Genomic DNA, 16,366 nt, shown 5'->3' on the forward strand with positions numbered 1-16,366 from the left:
CATGCATTCATCAATCAAGGCCCTGACTCTGCTACTGATATTTCTGCTCACCCCTCTGGCTGCCCAGGCGGGGGAGGACGCCCTGTATGCCGCTGAAGCCCCGGATGGCGCCGCGTTCATCCGGGTCGTCAACGCCGACATCAAGGGCACGGTGCCCGAAGCCTCCATTGGCGGCAAATCCCTCAAGGACATCGAGCCCCTGCAGGCGAGCCCCTACATCTATCTGCCGGAGGGTGGTTATCAGCTATCGGTCGCCGGCCGCTCGGCACAGGTAAGCATGAAAAAGAACCAGTTCTACACCGCGGTGGTGATGGATTCCGGAGAGGTAATGATCCTCGAGGACGAGGCTTTCAACAATCCTCGCAAGGCATTGATTTCTTTTTACAACCTGACGCCTGACGCGCCCCTTTCACTGAAGACCGCCGACGGCAAGGTCGACGTCATCAAGGGCCTGGATTCCATGGACGTGGCCAACCGCGAGATCAATGCGGTCAAGGTATCCCTGGGCGCCTTCGACGACGGTCAGGCGCTGGCTACCACCCCGCCGGTCAACCTGCAGCGCGGCAAGGTCTTCAGCTTCTTCATCCTCGAGGTGGAAGGCTCACCACGGCTGATCGTGAGCGAGAACAAGGTGGACACCTCGATTTGAGCCGCGACAGGGCAAAGAGATATTCCGTGAAACAACTGGAGACGGTATTCATGCACCGCATCAGCAAGCGTGCACTCCGCCTCGCCCCGTGGCCGGGGCGGTTTCTGGCGGCGGCTCTGGCCGGGTTTGCCTTCGGCCTGCCGGACGCATCGGCGGTGGAGTTCCCGGAGTACGAGGTCGAGCCCTGCTGCGACCTCTGCCCGGCAGCTTCCCGGATCGAGTCCTATGACACCAGCTACCTGAAGAACTTCAATGTTCTCGTCGATGGCAAGGACGGCTGGCTGTTCCGGTCAGAAGCCGAGCTGCCCGAGCAATTCGGTCCCAGCGCCGAGGGCCTTCCCCATCTCAGGCGGTTTGCCCGGCACCTGAAACAGACCACCGGCACGGAACTGGTCCTGGCATTCCAGCCAACCAAGGGCCTGGTCCATCCGGACAAGCTACCGGAGTACCTGCCGGTGTCCTACTCCTGGCCCTTTGCCCGGACCAATTATGTCGCTGCGCTGGAACGTTTCCGCTCGGCCGGGCTGGTCGTGCCTGACCTCAGCCCACTGCTCCGGGAGCAGGAACGGGAGGATGCCTACTACTTCAAGCGTGACCACCACTGGACCCCCTTCGGCGCCAAACGCACGGCGCAGCTGGTGGCCGACCGGATCAAGCAGATGCCGGCCTACCGGTCCCTGCCCAAACAGAGCTTCGAGACCCGGCGCACCGGCCTAATCCGCAAGGACGGTTCGCTGCAGGATGCCGCCCGAAGGATCTGTGGCCAGACCTGGCCCACCCAGTATGTGGACGAGTTCCGTACCCAGGCTGCCGGCACCCTGGAATCGTCCGAGGCCAGCGCCCTGTTTGGTGATGACTCGCTGCCTCCCATAACCCTGGTGGGCACCAGCAACAGCAAGGGCGCCCAGGACTACAACTTTGTCGGTTACCTGCAGGAGTATCTCGGCGTGGAGATTCTCAACTTCGCCGTCGCCGGGGGCAGCTACAACGGCTCCGTCTTCGAATACCTGATGTCCGACAACTTCCGGCAGTCGCCGCCAAAGATCCTGATCTGGGAAGTGCCGGCCTATCACACCCTCGACAGCGTGGAGTTCTACCGCCAGGTCGTCCCGATGGTGACCGACGGCTGCAACGGCAGTGAGCCGGTGCTCCAGAACACCGCCAAGGTCTCTGCCGGCACCACGGAAGTGCTGTTCAACGGTGGTGGTGAGTTCCTGGAATTGCCAAGTGATGAGTACCTGATCGAGCTCCAGTTCAGCGATCCGGGCGTGAAGGAACTGGACGCTTTCATCTGGTTCGTCTTTGGCCGGAAGGACCGGATCGATCTCGAGTACGGCTCCCGGGTCGAGACCTCCGGACGCTTCATGTTCGAGCTGCCCACCGGCGAGAGCTGGAACGACGAACTGTTCATGTCCCTCGACCTGGCGCTCGAACCGGAACAGGTCACCGAAGGCCTGACGGTCACGGCCAAAGTCTGCCGCCGTCAGGACATCTGAGCAATTCATCAACTCTGAAAGGAGAGTTGCCTTATGAGCACGGAAGATCCGAGACGAATACCGGGAGCCTGGCGCGCCCTGCTCCCTGCCACGGCGCTGAGCCTGGCCGCCACGCCCGTTCTCAACGCCGCAGAATGCCCGACCGAGGGCCTGAGGGCGCCTCTCGGCTACTACCAGATCCCCGAGGCCAGGGAGGATGCCGGCGACTACGACTGCGAGATGGTGCCACCGCACACCGGTGACATGGACTTCACCAGCAAGTACGAGGGCAGTGACAGCGCCCGTAACGAACTCAACGAGGCTGCCTACCAGGAATACCTGAAGGCATCGGAAAACATCCGTGGTTTCGAGAAAGCGGTCATTGCCGCCGCCGACGACTACCAGGTGGACGGGGACGGCCCCGCCGCCCGGGACTGCGTGCTGGACAACCTGGAACAGTGGGCCAGCGCCGACGCCCTGTTGCCGGAGAACATCAATCATGTTGGCCAGGCGGTGCGCAAATGGGCACTGGCGGCATCGGCCAACGCCTATCTGCGGGTGAAGCTGTCCTCCAGCGAAACCGCCCTGGAACCGGAGCGGATGGACCGCATCGAGGACTGGCTCTCCCGGGTGGTCGGTGGCGTGCGCGAGTACTACACCGATCGCGAACCCAGGAAGGTGAACAATCACGACTACTGGGCCGCCTGGGCGGTCATGTCTGCGTCCGTGGCGACCGGTGACTGTGACGACTGGTCCTGGTCCCTTGCCAAGTTTGACGAGGCCATGGGCCAGATCACCTCCGACGGCTACCTGCCCAAGGAGCTCAGCCGCGAGGACCGCGCCCTGGAGTACCTGAACTACGCCATGCAGCCACTGACGCTCCTTGCCGTGTTCGCCGAGGTGAATGATACGCCGGCCTACGACGGTAACCGGGAGCGGTTCGTCAAGCTGGCCCAGAACGTGGTGGATGGCCTGGAGGAGCCCGACCGGATAGCCGCCATCAATGGCCACGAGCAGATCACCAAGGGGCTCTATACCGGCTGGGGCCTGGCCTGGATGCGCCCCTGGACCGAAACCTGGAGTGGCCTGCCGGGCATGTCCTCCTTCCTGGAGGAGTATGGCCCGATGAAGAGCACCCGCCTCGGTGGCGACATCGAGTTTCTGTATGGCATCGAGCCGCTCTGGCCCGACGGAACGGATCCCTTCCCCCCGACGGACCTGCGCATCAACGGACACACAACCAACGGCTGACCAATGGAACCAACCCAGGTCAGAAACCCGCCCGGAACCGACACCGGGCCTTCAAGAAACGAGGAAAGGAGCAGGACTATGATTCCAGTGATACTCTCAGGTGGCACAGGCTCCCGGCTTTGGCCATTATCGCGCCGTGCCTACCCCAAGCAGTTTCTTCCCCTGCTGAACGAACAAAGCATGTTCCAGCAGACTCTGGCCCGCCTGCCGGAAACGGAGGTTGAGGCCCCCGTCATCGTGGCCAACGAGGACCACCGGTTCCTGGTTCAGGAACAGCTCAGCGCCATTGGCAAAGCACCACAATCCATCCTGCTGGAACCGTTCGGGCGCAACACCGCACCCGCCGTGGCTCTGGCCGCCATCGAGGTGGCCCGGCGGGACCCCAGGGCCGTCATGCTGGTACTGCCGGCGGACCATGCCATTGATCAGACCGAGCCTTTCCACAAGGCCATCGCGGAGGGCATGAAGGTTGCCAGGGACGGCAACCTGGTCCTGTTCGGCATCACTCCGGACCGGCCGGAAACCGGGTACGGCTATGTCGCTGCCGGCAACCCGGAGCTTGAACCCAACGAGTCGCGTCCGGTCCGCCAATTTATTGAAAAGCCCGATGCGGCCACAGCCCGGACACTGCTCGAGGAAGGTGGCTACTACTGGAACAGCGGCATGTTCATGTTCCGCGCCGACGTCTATCTGGCGGAGCTGAAAAAGCACAGCCGCGATATCTACGACACCGTTTTGCTGGCCGCCAAATCCCTGGAGCAGGACATGGGCTTCAAGCGGATTCCCGCTGAAATCTTCGAGCACTGCCCCGAGGATTCCATCGACTACGCGGTGATGGAAAAAACCACCCGCGCCACCCTGGTGCCGCTGGATGCGGGCTGGAATGACGTGGGCGCCTGGTCCTCAATCTGGGACATCAGCAACAAGGATGACCAACGCAACGCCGTCTTCAGCGACGCCTGCCTGCGGGAGACCTCCGGGTGCCTGGTCCATGCCCCCGATAAACTGGTGGCCATGGTTGGCGTTGAAGATCTGGTTGTGGTGGACACCAAGGACGCCCTGATGGTCGCCCGCCGCGATTGCGTTCAGGACGTCAAACACGTCGTCAATGAGCTCAAGTCCCAGGCAAGGTCGGAAACCGAGGTTCACCGGGAAGTATTCCGCCCGTGGGGCAGCTACGACAGTATCGACAACGGCAACCGGTTCCAGGTCAAACGGATCACCGTCAAACCCGGCGAGAAGCTCTCCCTGCAGAAGCACCACCACCGAGCCGAACACTGGATCATCGTCCGCGGCACCGCGGAAGTGACCCGGGATGAGGAAACCTTCCTGCTCTCGGAGAACGAGTCCACCTACATACCGATCGGTTCGGTCCATCGCCTGCTCAATCCCGGCAAGATTCCCCTGGAACTGATCGAGGTCCAGTCCGGCGCCTACCTTGGCGAGGACGATATCGAGCGACTGGATGACCAGTACGGCCGCACGCCCCAGGAAACGGAGTCCGGCTACGACGAAGTGGAAGAAGAAGCCATCCCGGTGATGATGACCCGGGCCTGAAACCAGGGCCCGGCCTCCGGGGCCCGGGCCTGTTTCCCAGCGATTCAGAGGAGACTGACCATGGATCTTGACTGCTTTAAAGCCTATGACATCCGGGGCAAGGTACCGGAACAACTCAATCCCGAACTGGCCGAGCGCATCGGCCGGTCCTATGTGGAGGTCACCGGCGCCCGCAAGGTGATCGTCGGCTACGATATCCGGCTGTCCAGCCCCGAGATTGCGGCGGCACTCAGCGAGGGACTACGGACAGCGGGTGCCAATGTGTTCGATATCGGCCAGTGTGGTACCGAGCAGGTGTACTTCGCGACCAGCCACTTCGGCATGGATGGCGGCATCATGGTAACCGCAAGCCATAACCCCAAAGACTACAATGGCATGAAGATGGTCGGCCCGGATGCCCGCCCGATCAGTTCCACCAACGGCTTGCTGGCAATCCGGGAGGGGTGCCGGGAACCCCTGGGCAATGCCCGCCAGCCGGGTGAACTTTTCCAGATCGATGCCATGAAACCTTACATCGAGCATCTTCTCGGCTACATCGACATAGATACCCTGACCCCTCTGAACATCGTGGTGAATCCGGGCAATGGCGGTGCCGGAGAGGTTATTGATGCCCTCGAACCGTATCTGCCGTTCGAGTTCCACCGTGTCCACCATACGCCCGACGGCAACTTTCCCAACGGCGTTCCGAATCCTTTGCTCCCGGAAAACCGGACGCCCACATCCATGGCCGTCACTGCCAGCAATGCCGCCATGGGCATCGCCTGGGACGGCGACTTTGACCGCTGCTTTTTCTTTGACGAGAAGGGCCGGTTCATCGAAGGCTATTACATCGTTGGCCTGCTGGCAGACCAGTTCCTGCGCAAGACCGGCGGCGGCAAGGTGATCCATGACCCGCGCCTGACCTGGAATACCCGCGAGCTGGTACAGGAAGCCGGCGGCGAGCCCATTGAAAGCAAAACCGGCCATGCGTTCATCAAGGAGCGCATGCGGGACGAGGACGCCATCTACGGTGGCGAGATGAGCGCCCATCATTATTTCCGGGACTTCGCCTATTGCGACAGTGGCATGATCCCCTGGCTGCTGGTGGCGGAGCGGCTGTGCCAATCGGGGGTGTCGCTGTCGTCATTGATCGATGCCCGAATTGAGACCTTCCCCGCCAGCGGTGAAATCAACCGGACGGTGAAGGACCCGGAACACATCCTCCAGGGCATCGAGCGCCGGTATCTGGAGGAAGCCCTGTCGGTCACGCACACCGATGGTCTGAGCATGGAGTTCCAGCGCTGGCGCTTCAACCTGCGCATGTCCAACACCGAACCGGTAATCCGGCTGAACGTGGAGAGCCGGGGCGATATCGAACTGATGAAATCCTTTACCCGCTCCCTGCTCGATGACATCGAGGAACTTGATGGCCAGAGCCTTCGGGATCCCCAACTCAGCGTCGCCCTCTGAGACCGGACAACCTGGCCCTCACCAACGGGGTGCCAGGTTGCTCCCCTCGCCGGGTGCGCCAGGCACTGGATAAAAAAACGCCAATCGGGGATAATCACAACCCGTTTTTTAACCCGCTGTTTTTACTTTTCCGCCCAGTACCATGACAATTTTACAAGTAGCCCAGACACTTATCTTTATCGTTCTGCTTCTGAACACAGTACACCTGTTACCTGTGCTGGGACGCACTCTGACGGGACCGGCCAACACCCTTCAGCCGGGATTCCATTACAGCATCCTCGGCGTCCGGCTGTTGCGTAACGGCATCGGCCTGATCCTGGTGCCCGCCGTCGCCGCGCCGAACCCCGAGGTTCACGGCCTGGTGCCTTTCGGCATTTTCGTGTTCCTGATGCTCGCCGGCATCAACAGCCTGCTGACGCAACTGCAGAAGCGCAGCCTGATGGACTGGTCCGAGGACCGTTACGGCACCGAGTGATCCCCACTCTCCTGAAACTGCAACAAGGCATTGACGGTCTGGGTGTAGGGTGCCGGAATGCCCAGACGTTCGCATCGCCGGAGCACCGCCCCGGCGATGCTGTCCAGCTCCAGCGGCCGGCCCTTTTCCTTGTCCACCAGCATGGACGTCTTGATGGCGTTGAAGTTGCTGATCAGGTCAAACATCTCGTCCAGATCCTTCTGACCCAGGTTTACCCCATCCGCCTTCGAAGCCTCCACCGTCTCCGCCATCATGCCGTAGACGATCTTGCCGAATTCCGGGTGATGGGTCAGGCTTCGGGTATCCAGGCCGGTCAGGGCCGAGAGCGGATTGACCCCGTTGTTGATCACCAGCTTGCGCCACAGTTCGTAGCGGATATTGTCGGTGACCGTGGTGGGAATGCCGGCTTCGTTGAACGCACTCTCGAGGCGATCGAGCAGCGGCAACCGGGTATCGTTCTGGTTGTCTGCTTGCGGCCACGCCCCCATAACAACCTGGGCCATGCCCTCGGCGAACACCTTGCCGGGCTCGACGATATGCCCACCGATGCGCACTGCCAGGCCGCCCAACACCCGGCTTTGTCCGACGACATCGGCAATCAGCGGCTCATTGTCCACGCCGTTTTGCAGAGAGAGCACCGGAACGGAGCCGGCCCGGAGCCAGTCGCCGAGTTCCTTCATCACCGGTCCGGTCGCAGTGGACTTCAAGGCAACCGCAACCAGATCAAAATCATCCGGCTGATAATTCTGTACCAGTGCTGCGTGATCCACCGCCGGCAGCCCGCAATCCAGCTTCTCGCCCTCGTAATCTACCCGAAGCCCCGCGCTTTGCAGGGCTGTCAGGTGTTCCCCCCGGGCGGTGAGCACTACCGAGTGACCCGCTTTGGCAAGCCGGGCCGCGTAATAGGCGCCGATCCCGCCGGCGCCGATCATCAATATTTTAAAGGACATGGTATGAGATCCTTCTGTTGAATGGCCGTCACTTTACTACATCCGTAACTTCCACAGGTCCGGTCGAGACAGCCCGAAGCGGTACAACACCCCGGCAATCACCGCCACCACAGCCCCCGACAGGGCAAAGGACACGCCAAAACCGCCCGCTTCCAGGATCGCACCGAACAGCAGCGGAGCCAGGAAGTGGATCGCCCGGTTGGCCATCAGCCGCATACCGAGCGCGCCGGCCCGCTGGGCCTTCTCGACATTCTCCGCCAGCACCACCATCGACAAGGGCTGACAGAGCCCGGCCCCGAGTCCCACCAGAACCGACAACAGCGCCACGAGCGGCGCATTACCGGCAAATCCGAGGCACCCCAGGCCGAGTGAGAGCGTACCGAGGGACAGGTAGGTGGCGTTTTCCCGGCCGCCCACCCAGGCAATGATTCTCGGGATGAACGGGCGGGCGAGCATGGAGACGCCCGCCCGCAGGCTGACCAGCACCCCGATCACCGCCGCACTCATCTCGAGACTGTCGAGATACACGGGCAGGTAGCTGCCATAAACGCCCAGCGCGAACATGCCGGCGATCGTGATGAGTACCGAAACCTGCACGCCGGTATTCTCGCGCATCAACCTGGCCTGAGCCCGGAATCCGGTTTGCGACCGGGCTACCCGCTCGCCCCGGTTCGCCTCGCCGGTGAGCAACAGGCCGGTAACGCCGCCAGCCAAGGCGATCGCCGCCATCACCAGGAAAAGATTGCCAACGCCTCCTGCTACTTCGATCCAGCCACCGGCAATCAGCGGCCCAATCACCTGGCCGCCGGACAGCCAGGTCGCATACCACCCGAAATAGCCTTCCAACCTGGGCCCAGTCGCCAGTGACGAGATCACGGTCTGCGCCGAGAGCACCATCTGCAGATGGGCCAGCCCGACCAGCAGCTGGCCGGCAATCAGGCCATAGAAGCCCGGCACCACCTGCATCAACACCAGACCCACCACCATGACCAGCGCCCCCGCCACCAGGGTCACCCGTCCCCCATGCCGGGTGACCACACCGCCCAGGGGAATGGCCAGCAGAAACGGCAGCAGGTACTGGGAACTCAGCACCACGCCCAGCATCAGCGGGCTGGCACCCAACTCCAGGCCATAGACCGGAACCGTCACCAGCAACATCGAGTAGACAACGAAACAGAACGTCAGCGATACGCAGACGGACACGAAGTTTCGTTTGGTCTCGTCAGCAGACAACAGCGTAATCTCCAGGGAAAGGGTTTGTCGGTGGTTTGCCTTGCGGGCATTGAACCGATTATTGTGACTTGTTTCGTATGCTACCTGAAAGCCATGTACCAGAGAGAACCCATGAATCCGACCATTGAACTCCTGAAATCCCACCGCTCCATCCGCAAGTTCAAGGATCAGAAGATCCCCCATGAACGGCTGGAAGAGCTGGTTCGCGCCGGCCAGTGCGCCGCCACCTCAAATCATGTGCAGGCCTACTCCATCATCCACGTGGTCAATCCGGAGAACCGCCGGAAGATTTCCGAACTGGCCGGTGGCCAGGCCCATGTGGTGGAAGCTTCGGATTTCCTGGTGTTCTGCGCCGACATGAAACGCTCCACCGAGGCCGCGGAGCGAGCGGGCGCCGACGTGGTCCGGGGTATGACCGAGCAACTGGTGGTGGCCAGTGTGGATGCCGCCCTGATGGCCCAAAACGTGGCGGTTGCCGCCGAATCCGAGGGCCTGGGGCTGTGTTATGTGGGCGGTATCCGGAATGATCCGGCCCAGGTGGCCGAGATTCTGAAGCTGCCGGAGCACGTCTACCCGGTGTTCGGCATGAGCCTCGGCTACCCGGACCAGGATCCGGAGGTGAAGCCCCGGCTGCCGCTGGAGACCATCCTCAAGGAAGATTATTACGACGACAGCAAGGACGAGGAACAGGTCGCCGGGTTCGACGACACCATGCACCAGTATTACCTGGACCGCACTGGTGGCAACAAGGACTCCAACTGGTCGAAGGAGCTGAAGCCGCTGTTCACCACCAAACTGCGGCCCCACATGAAGGAATTCCTCAACAAGCGCGGGTTCGGGGTCAAGTAACCCCCCGCCTCAGGCGTCCTCAAGGATGAGGACCACCAGCTCCTTCGGGCCATGGGCGCCGTAGGCCAGGACCTGCTCGATATCCGCGGTCTTGGACGGGCCGGACACCAGCAACAGGTTGGTGGGCAGGCCCGCCGACCAGTTCTGGCGCTGCATCATGGCGTAAAGGTTATCCTCTATCTCGCTGGCCTTGAGCAGGGCGATGTGCAGCGGCGGCAACAGGCTCATCAGCCTCGGCTCGTGCCGGTCCGGCCAGAGCACCAGCGAGCCGGTGGCAGCGATGGCACCAACGGTGCCGGTAATGCTCGCATCCACTTCCCAGAACAGTTCCTCTTTCCATTCCTCCACCGGCCGGTCGTAGGCCAGCAGTTGCACCGACGACCCTGACTGCTGCCAGTATTCCGCGAGTTGCTGGCCATGGGCGGTTGCCGGGGCATGGACCAGATTGGCGAGGTCCCGCTCGGCCAGTATCGCGGCCACTTTTTCCGGCCAGTTGTCACTGCTGACCTGATGGATCTCGGTGTGCACCGCTTCCATCAGGTTGCGCAGCCGGGTGATCCGGTCCTCCGGCGCGTACTGCCAGGGCTCGGTCACCAGGCGCTCGTCGAAGTCGTCCGGGCGCGGAATGGAGCCTGCCAGGCCGCTGCGAAGCTTGTTCAGGATATTGCTGCGGGCGCTCATGTTACTGCCCTCCATTACGGGCCAGGTGCTCCCGGGCCAGATCGTGCAGGGAACGTTTCGCCGGAACCGGCGCGGTGTGGTTTTCGGTCCAGGGGCCGACGTTTTTCGGTGTCAGTTTGCGGAACCGGGTGGCCCCCCAGAGAAACAGACGGTAAAGGCCCGGGCTGGTATTGAGGGTCTGCCAGAACCGCCAGATCAGACGTTCCTTCCGGGAATACTTGGCCCCCCCATCTTTCACCTTCGGCCCTTCGGCCGGGCTTTTCACATTTTCCTGGCGCAGGCGCTGGAGCAGTTCCGGGATCGGGATCTTCACCGGGCACACCTCGCCGCAGGCGCCGCACAGCGAGGAGGCACTGGGATGGTCCGGCACCTCGTGCAAGCCGACCATGTGCGGCGTTATGATCTTGCCGATTGGCCCCGGGTAAACCTCACCGTAGGTGTGGCCACCCACTCGCGTGTATACCGGGCAATGGTTCATGCAGGCGCCGCAGCGGATGCAGTTGAGGGTCTGGCGCATCTGGGCATCGGCAAAGGCACCGCTGCGGCCATTGTCCAGCAACACCAGGTGAACCTCCTCCGGGCCGTCCAGCTCGTCGGCCTTGCGCGGGCCGGAGATCATGTTCACGTAGGTGGTGATCGGCTGACCCAGGGCGGAACGGGTCAGCAGGGACAGCAGCGGCACCACGTCCCGCAGGTTCTCCACCACTTTCTCGATCCCGGTCACGGCGATGTGGACCGGGGGTGCCGTGGTGCTCATCCGGCCGTTACCTTCGTTCTCCACCAGCAGCAGGGTGCCGGTCTCGGCAATAGCGAAGTTCACACCGGAAACCCCGACATCCGCTTCCATGAACTTGCGGCGCAGTGTGCGGCGGCCGATCTGGATCAGCTCGTTGACGTCGTCCGTCTCCTCCACGCCCAGCTTGTCGTGGAACAGTCGGGCCACCTGATGCCGGTTCTTGTGGATCGCCGGCATGATGATGTGGGAGGGTTTCTCACCGTCGAGCTGGACGATGTACTCGCCCATATCCGACTCCAGGCACTCTACCCCACGCTCGGCGAGGTAGTCGTTCATCTCCATTTCCTCGCTGACCATGGACTTGCCCTTCACCACCTGCGAGCCCTGACGGGCCTGGATGATGCCATGGACAATCTCGTTGGCCTGTTCGGTGGTTTCGGCCCAGTGCACCCTCACGCCGTTGTCGGTCAGCTTTGCTTCGAGCTGCTCGAGCAGGTCCGGCAGCCGCGACAGGGCCCGGGCCTTGATGCGGTTGCCTAGCTCCCGCAGGCCCTCGCGCTCCTCCTCATCGGGGAAGGCATCGGCCCGCTTCTTCATCAGTGAATCCATGGCGGTGCGGAAGTTGGTCCGCAGCTGGCCGTCCGCCAGCGCGACTTCCGCCCGGTCCCGGAAACCACTGGTCAGTTCGGTAACAGGAATCCGCTGGCTCATGCCCTGCCCTCCCCGCTCACCCGCTCCCAGAGGAAACTGGCCAGGTGCCGGCCCCGGAAGGCCTGCTGCTGTTTGTCCAGGGAACCGTTAATGTTCATCAGGCAGCCGCCGTCGGCGGTAACCATTTCGTCGGCACCGGAGGCCATCAGGGATTGGGTCTTGTCCGTTACCATGGCGCCGGAGACTTCCGGCATCCTTACTGAGAAGGTGCCGCCGAAGCCGCAACACTCGCTCTCGTGGTCGTGGTCTACCCGCTCCACGTTGGCCAGCTTGCCCAGCAGTTCCCGGGCATGGAGGTGGGTGTTCATCTCACGGCGGGCGGAACAGGAGGTATGCAGGGCGATCCGGGTGGGTTCACCCAGGTCCTTCCACTCAACCTGGCAGACGTTGAGCAGGAACTCGGTCAGCTCGAAGGTGCGCTCGGCCAGCGACGCCACCCGCTTGAGGGTGTCGGGCTCCTCGGCGAACAGTTCCCGGTAATGCTGGCGAAACATGCCTGCACAGGACCCTGAGGGCACCACCACCGGCATACCCGCATCGAGAACGGCCAGCTGCGCCCGGGCCACCTCGCGGGCCTCGGCCGCATAGCCGGAGGTCCAGGCCGGCTGACCACAGCAGCTCTGGCCTTCCGGGAAATGCACCCGGATGCCCTCGCGCTCAAGCAGACGAATGGCATCCAGACCCGCTTCCGGAAAGAACAGATCCACCACGCAGGTCCCGAACAGGATCACTTCCCGGGGTTTAGCGGGATACTGCCGCGGTCCGGGTCGCTCCGGGGCAACCCGGGTGGCATTCGGGGCAGCGTCGTAAAACAGTTCGTTCATGATCGGCTCCTTCACGGAAACGGCGCTCGCGCGCTTACAGTCAGACCAAAGGATCCACGATGCCCAGGCCGTAGGCGGCGATCAGAGCAATCAGGCCGGTCATCAACAGGTAGTACAGGGTTGGCCAGACGGTCTTGCGCAGGGTCTGGCCCTCGCGGCCAAGCAGACCGACCGTGGCAGACGCGGCCACCACGTTGTGAATCGCCACCATGTTGCCGGCCGCCGCGCCCACTGCCTGAACCGCGACAATCAATGCGGTGGAAAGACCCAGGCTCTCGGCGACGCCGAACTGGAACTGGCTGAACATCATGTTGGACACGGTATTGGAGCCGGCGAGGAACGCGCCCATGGCACCAACGGCAGGCGCCAGCAGCGGATAGATGCCGCCGACGGTATCGGCCACCCAGGTGGCCATGGCAATGGGCATGCTCGGCAGGTCAGACAGGTTCACGCCGGAGTTGATCAGGATGCGCACCATGGGCACGGTGAACAGCAGCACGAAACCGGCGCTCAGCAGCACGCTGCCGGACTCCTTCACCGCAGCGGTCAGCTCCCGAACCTGCATGCGATGGATGAAGAAGGTGGCGATCACCACCATCACCAGGATACCGCCGGGCAGGTACAGCGGCTGCACGCCGGCGTTGATGCCCGTCTCGCCCAGGATGTTGGAGAAACCCACGCCCACGGAGGTGAAGGCCGCCTTGACCTCAGGGATCACCCGGCTGATCACCAGCACCACGCCCACCAGCACGTAGGGCAGCCAGGCACGGAAGCCACTCATGGGCTTGGCGGCGAGATCTTCCAGCTTCATCTCGATACGACCGAACCACTCGGACGGCCACTGGTCACGGGGCGCAAAATCCCAGGCGGTTTTCGGCAGCAGGAAGCCCTTACGGGCGGCCGTGGTGACAATGGCCAGACCGATCAGGCCGCCCAGCAAAGACGGGAACTCGGGGCCGAGAATCACGCCGGTCAGGGCATAGGGCACGACAAAGGAAATGCCGGCAAACAGGGCAAACGGCAGCACCTCAAGGCCTTCGCGCCAGCTTTTGTTCTTGCCGAAGAAGCGGGTCATCATCATGACCATGAACAGCGGCATAAGCACGCCCACGATGGCGTGGGTGATGGCCACCTCGGAGGTGATCAGTTGCAGGTACTGATCCCAGTTGGACCCCAGCTGTTCCAGCCGACCGCTGATGGTGTTGCGGTCCAGGCCGGTGGTGACACCCACGATGATCGGTGTGCCGACCGCGCCGAAGGACACCGGTGTGCTCTGCACCATCATGCCCAGCATGACCGCTGCCATGGCGGGGAAGCCGACGGCCACCAGCAAAGGCGCGGCGATGGCCGCCGGGGTGCCGAAGCCAGAGGCACCCTCGATAAAGGAGCCGAACAGCCAGACGATGATGATCGCCTGTACCCGACGGTCCGGGCTGATGTTGGTGAAGCCCGCCCGGATGGCGGTGATAGCCCCGGAATGTTTCAGAGTGTTCAGCAGCAGGATGGCGCCGAAGATGATCCACAGCAGACCAAGGGTGATCACCAGACCCTGCAGCGAGGACGCCAGGATACGGTTGAAACTCATGTCCCAGCCGGTATAGGCAATCAGGGCCGTAACCAGGAACACCAGTGGCATGGCACGGCGGGCCGGCCAGCGCAGGCCGAGCAACAGAATCCCGGCCAGGAGGATGGGCGTAAACGCCAAGAGGGCGAGCAATCCGGACGACATACAAATCTCCAAATCTTGTTTTTGGAATCTTTATCGGATAATTGGTATTACCAATTTACAAGAGATAGGCGCTTACGTTAGGGGAAGGGGCAGACTGCTGTCAAAACGACCACCCTCGACATTGGTCCAATTGCGTTTGGTGATTGCTGTCAAATCAACCGGTAATCGGAGTATGCTGTTTTGGTAAGACCAATCTGAAACCCATCGAATTTCTCAGGTAAAGCAATCCATGGCCATCGGACACATTGCGCCCCGGCGCCTGGCCGACACCATCGTCGAGCAACTGGAAACCATGATTCTGGAAGGAACCCTGCAGCCGGGAGAGCGGCTGCCACCGGAACGGGTTCTGGCCGAGCAGTTCGGGGTGTCACGGCCTTCGCTTCGGGAAGCGGTGCAGAAGCTGGCCGCCAAGGGGCTACTCACCAGCCGCCAGGGCGGCGGTAATTTTATCACCGAAAACCTCGGCTCCAGTTTCAGTGACCCGCTGATCTCGCTGCTGGAAGATCGCCCCGAGGCCCAGCGCGACCTGCTGGAATTCCGCCGTACCCTGGAGGCGGACTGCGCCTATTACGCCGCCCTGAGAGCTACCGAAGTGGACCGGGAACATCTCCAGGCCGCCTACGATGAACTCCAGGCCTGCTATGAGAAAGATTCCGAGCGGGATCTGGAAGCGGAAGGCGCCGCCGACGCCCGCTTCCACCTGGCCATCGCCGAAGCCAGTCACAACGTCATTCTGCTGCACACCATCCGTACCCTGTTCAACATGCTCAAGAGCAGTGTGGTGACCAACATCGGCGGCATGTACGCCAGGGAAGCGGAGACCCGGGAAGGTCTCAAGCAGCAGCACCGACTGCTGTTCAATGCCATCATGCAGGGGCGCGCGGAGGATGCCCGGGAACTCGCCGGCACCCACATCCAGTATGTGCAGCAGGTGCTCTCCGAGCGCAGCGAAAGCCACCGGCGCCTGGAGCGGGCCATTCGCCGGGACAGCCTGACCCGAACCTGAGGTTCAGAGCTTCTCCCAGACCGTCACTTCCGAGAAGCTGTGCTGGAACTTGTTCCGGGTCTCCCGGATCACAAACGGCACACTGTGGGGATCCACCAGCAGCCGGAAATGGGGCGCCAGCATATCCTGCAGGCCGTCAAGGGTGGTGTAGTCCTCGCCGTCCTTGCGGAATCCACCGACCCAGGCCTCCCGGGGCGTGTATTCCTCCAGCCAGGTGTACGGGGAGGCAATGACCAGCAGGCCGTTGTCAGTGATGCGCTCGTGGATGGTGGTGAGGAACTTTGACGGCTGGTACAGGCGATCGATCAGGTTGGCCGCCAGCACCAGGTCGTAGCCGGTGAACCGGGGATTGAGATCACAGGCATCACCCTGATGGAACGCTACCCTGCCAACCGTATCCTCGAGCCCCAGAGACGCCAGGGTCCGCTCCTGGTAACTCACCAGTTCGCCCTCTTCCGGCCGGGCGTAGCGCATCTGCTTCTGCTTCGCCATTTCCGCCGCAGAGCTGACAAAACTCTCGGAAAAATCGACACCGTCGACGTGGTCAAAGCGGGTGGCCAGCTCGAAGGTGGCCCGGCCGCAGGCACAGCCCAGATCCAGAGCCTTGCCGTGATCCCGGCCGTTCATCGCATCGAAACACAGCCGCGCCAGTTCCTGGGGGAAGTTCGGCTCGCCGTGCCAGGATTCACCAAAGTGGAATTCCAGGTACTGCGCCAGTGTGGTGTCGTTCTCGTAATAGCCGCTGGGCTCGTTCACGTGCATATCCTCGTTCCAGGGCCGATCCTGCCGTG

15 protein-coding genes are annotated in these 16,366 nt (G+C 62.4%); 8 read left to right on the plus strand and 7 right to left on the minus strand.

What is annotated here, in order from left to right:
* The first annotated feature begins 1 nt into the window (after window position 1).
* The 6 genes from BM254_RS01210 (at window position 2) to BM254_RS01235 (ending at window position 6,856) form a co-directional block, all read left to right on the plus strand.
* Complete coding sequence (locus tag BM254_RS01210) at window positions 2-649, plus strand: alginate O-acetyltransferase AlgF (RefSeq protein WP_091997725.1); 648 nt, start codon at window positions 2-4, stop codon at window positions 647-649.
* A gap of 26 nt (window positions 650-675) precedes the next feature.
* Window positions 676-2,145, plus strand: a complete 1,470-nt coding sequence (locus tag BM254_RS01215; RefSeq protein ID WP_245777329.1) for an alginate O-acetyltransferase AlgX-related protein — start codon at window positions 676-678, stop codon at window positions 2,143-2,145.
* A gap of 33 nt (window positions 2,146-2,178) precedes the next feature.
* Window positions 2,179-3,375, plus strand: a complete 1,197-nt coding sequence (locus BM254_RS01220) for an alginate lyase family protein (protein WP_091997729.1) — start codon at window positions 2,179-2,181, stop codon at window positions 3,373-3,375.
* Between the two features lie 78 nt (window positions 3,376-3,453).
* Window positions 3,454-4,932 carry a mannose-1-phosphate guanylyltransferase/mannose-6-phosphate isomerase gene (locus BM254_RS01225; protein WP_091997730.1) on the plus strand — a complete coding sequence of 493 codons (1,479 nt, stop codon included), beginning with the start codon at window positions 3,454-3,456 and terminating at the stop codon, window positions 4,930-4,932.
* A gap of 60 nt (window positions 4,933-4,992) precedes the next feature.
* The gene (locus BM254_RS01230; RefSeq protein ID WP_091997732.1) at window positions 4,993-6,381 is read left to right on the plus strand and encodes a phosphohexomutase domain-containing protein; all 1,389 of its coding nucleotides are present in this window, start codon (window positions 4,993-4,995) and stop codon (window positions 6,379-6,381) included.
* Between the two features lie 142 nt (window positions 6,382-6,523).
* On the plus strand, window positions 6,524-6,856 hold the full coding sequence (locus tag BM254_RS01235) for a hypothetical protein (RefSeq protein WP_091997734.1): 333 nt from the start codon (window positions 6,524-6,526) through the stop codon (window positions 6,854-6,856).
* Here BM254_RS01235 and BM254_RS01240 read toward each other — a convergent pair.
* On the minus strand, window positions 6,841-7,806 hold the full coding sequence (locus tag BM254_RS01240; protein ID WP_245777330.1) for a ketopantoate reductase family protein: 966 nt from the start codon (window positions 7,804-7,806) through the stop codon (window positions 6,841-6,843). The genes BM254_RS01235 and BM254_RS01240 overlap by 16 nt on opposite strands.
* Window positions 7,807-7,842: 36 nt before the next feature.
* A complete protein-coding gene (locus BM254_RS01245; protein ID WP_245777331.1) occupies window positions 7,843-9,039 on the minus strand; it encodes an MFS transporter in 1,197 nt (398 codons plus the stop codon).
* Between the two features lie 111 nt (window positions 9,040-9,150).
* Between BM254_RS01245 and nfsA the strand changes: the two genes are divergently transcribed.
* Entirely contained in the window at window positions 9,151-9,888 is a 738-nt protein-coding gene (gene nfsA, locus BM254_RS01250; RefSeq protein WP_091999097.1) for an oxygen-insensitive NADPH nitroreductase, read from the plus strand.
* Between the two features lie 9 nt (window positions 9,889-9,897).
* Here the strand turns inward: nfsA and BM254_RS01255 are convergent, their stop codons facing one another.
* From BM254_RS01255 to BM254_RS01270, 4 genes are read right to left on the minus strand one after another with little or no spacing between them, the layout of a single operon-like run.
* Window positions 9,898-10,569, minus strand: a complete 672-nt coding sequence (locus BM254_RS01255; protein ID WP_091997737.1) for a LutC/YkgG family protein — start codon at window positions 10,567-10,569, stop codon at window positions 9,898-9,900.
* A 1-nt stretch (window position 10,570) separates the two neighbouring features.
* Window positions 10,571-12,016, minus strand: coding sequence for a LutB/LldF family L-lactate oxidation iron-sulfur protein (locus BM254_RS01260; protein ID WP_091997739.1), 1,446 nt, complete (start codon window positions 12,014-12,016; stop codon window positions 10,571-10,573).
* A complete protein-coding gene (locus BM254_RS01265; RefSeq protein WP_091997740.1) occupies window positions 12,013-12,840 on the minus strand; it encodes a (Fe-S)-binding protein in 828 nt (275 codons plus the stop codon). The genes BM254_RS01260 and BM254_RS01265 overlap by 4 nt, the downstream gene beginning before the upstream one ends.
* A gap of 40 nt (window positions 12,841-12,880) precedes the next feature.
* On the minus strand, window positions 12,881-14,569 hold the full coding sequence (locus BM254_RS01270; RefSeq protein WP_091997742.1) for an L-lactate permease: 1,689 nt from the start codon (window positions 14,567-14,569) through the stop codon (window positions 12,881-12,883).
* Between the two features lie 229 nt (window positions 14,570-14,798).
* Here BM254_RS01270 and BM254_RS01275 point away from each other — a divergent pair, with 229 nt between their 5' ends.
* The gene (locus BM254_RS01275) at window positions 14,799-15,575 is read left to right on the plus strand and encodes a GntR family transcriptional regulator (RefSeq protein WP_091997745.1); all 777 of its coding nucleotides are present in this window, start codon (window positions 14,799-14,801) and stop codon (window positions 15,573-15,575) included.
* A 3-nt stretch (window positions 15,576-15,578) separates the two neighbouring features.
* Here BM254_RS01275 and BM254_RS01280 read toward each other — a convergent pair whose 3' ends face one another.
* Window positions 15,579-16,337 (minus strand): putative 4-mercaptohistidine N1-methyltransferase, encoded by a 759-nt coding sequence (locus tag BM254_RS01280; protein WP_091997747.1) that lies wholly within the window; start codon window positions 16,335-16,337, stop codon window positions 15,579-15,581.
* Window positions 16,338-16,366 lie beyond the last annotated feature (29 nt).

The sequence above is a fragment of the Marinobacter pelagius genome (assembly GCF_900114925.1).
Lineage (GTDB): Bacteria > Pseudomonadota > Gammaproteobacteria > Pseudomonadales > Oleiphilaceae > Marinobacter > Marinobacter pelagius.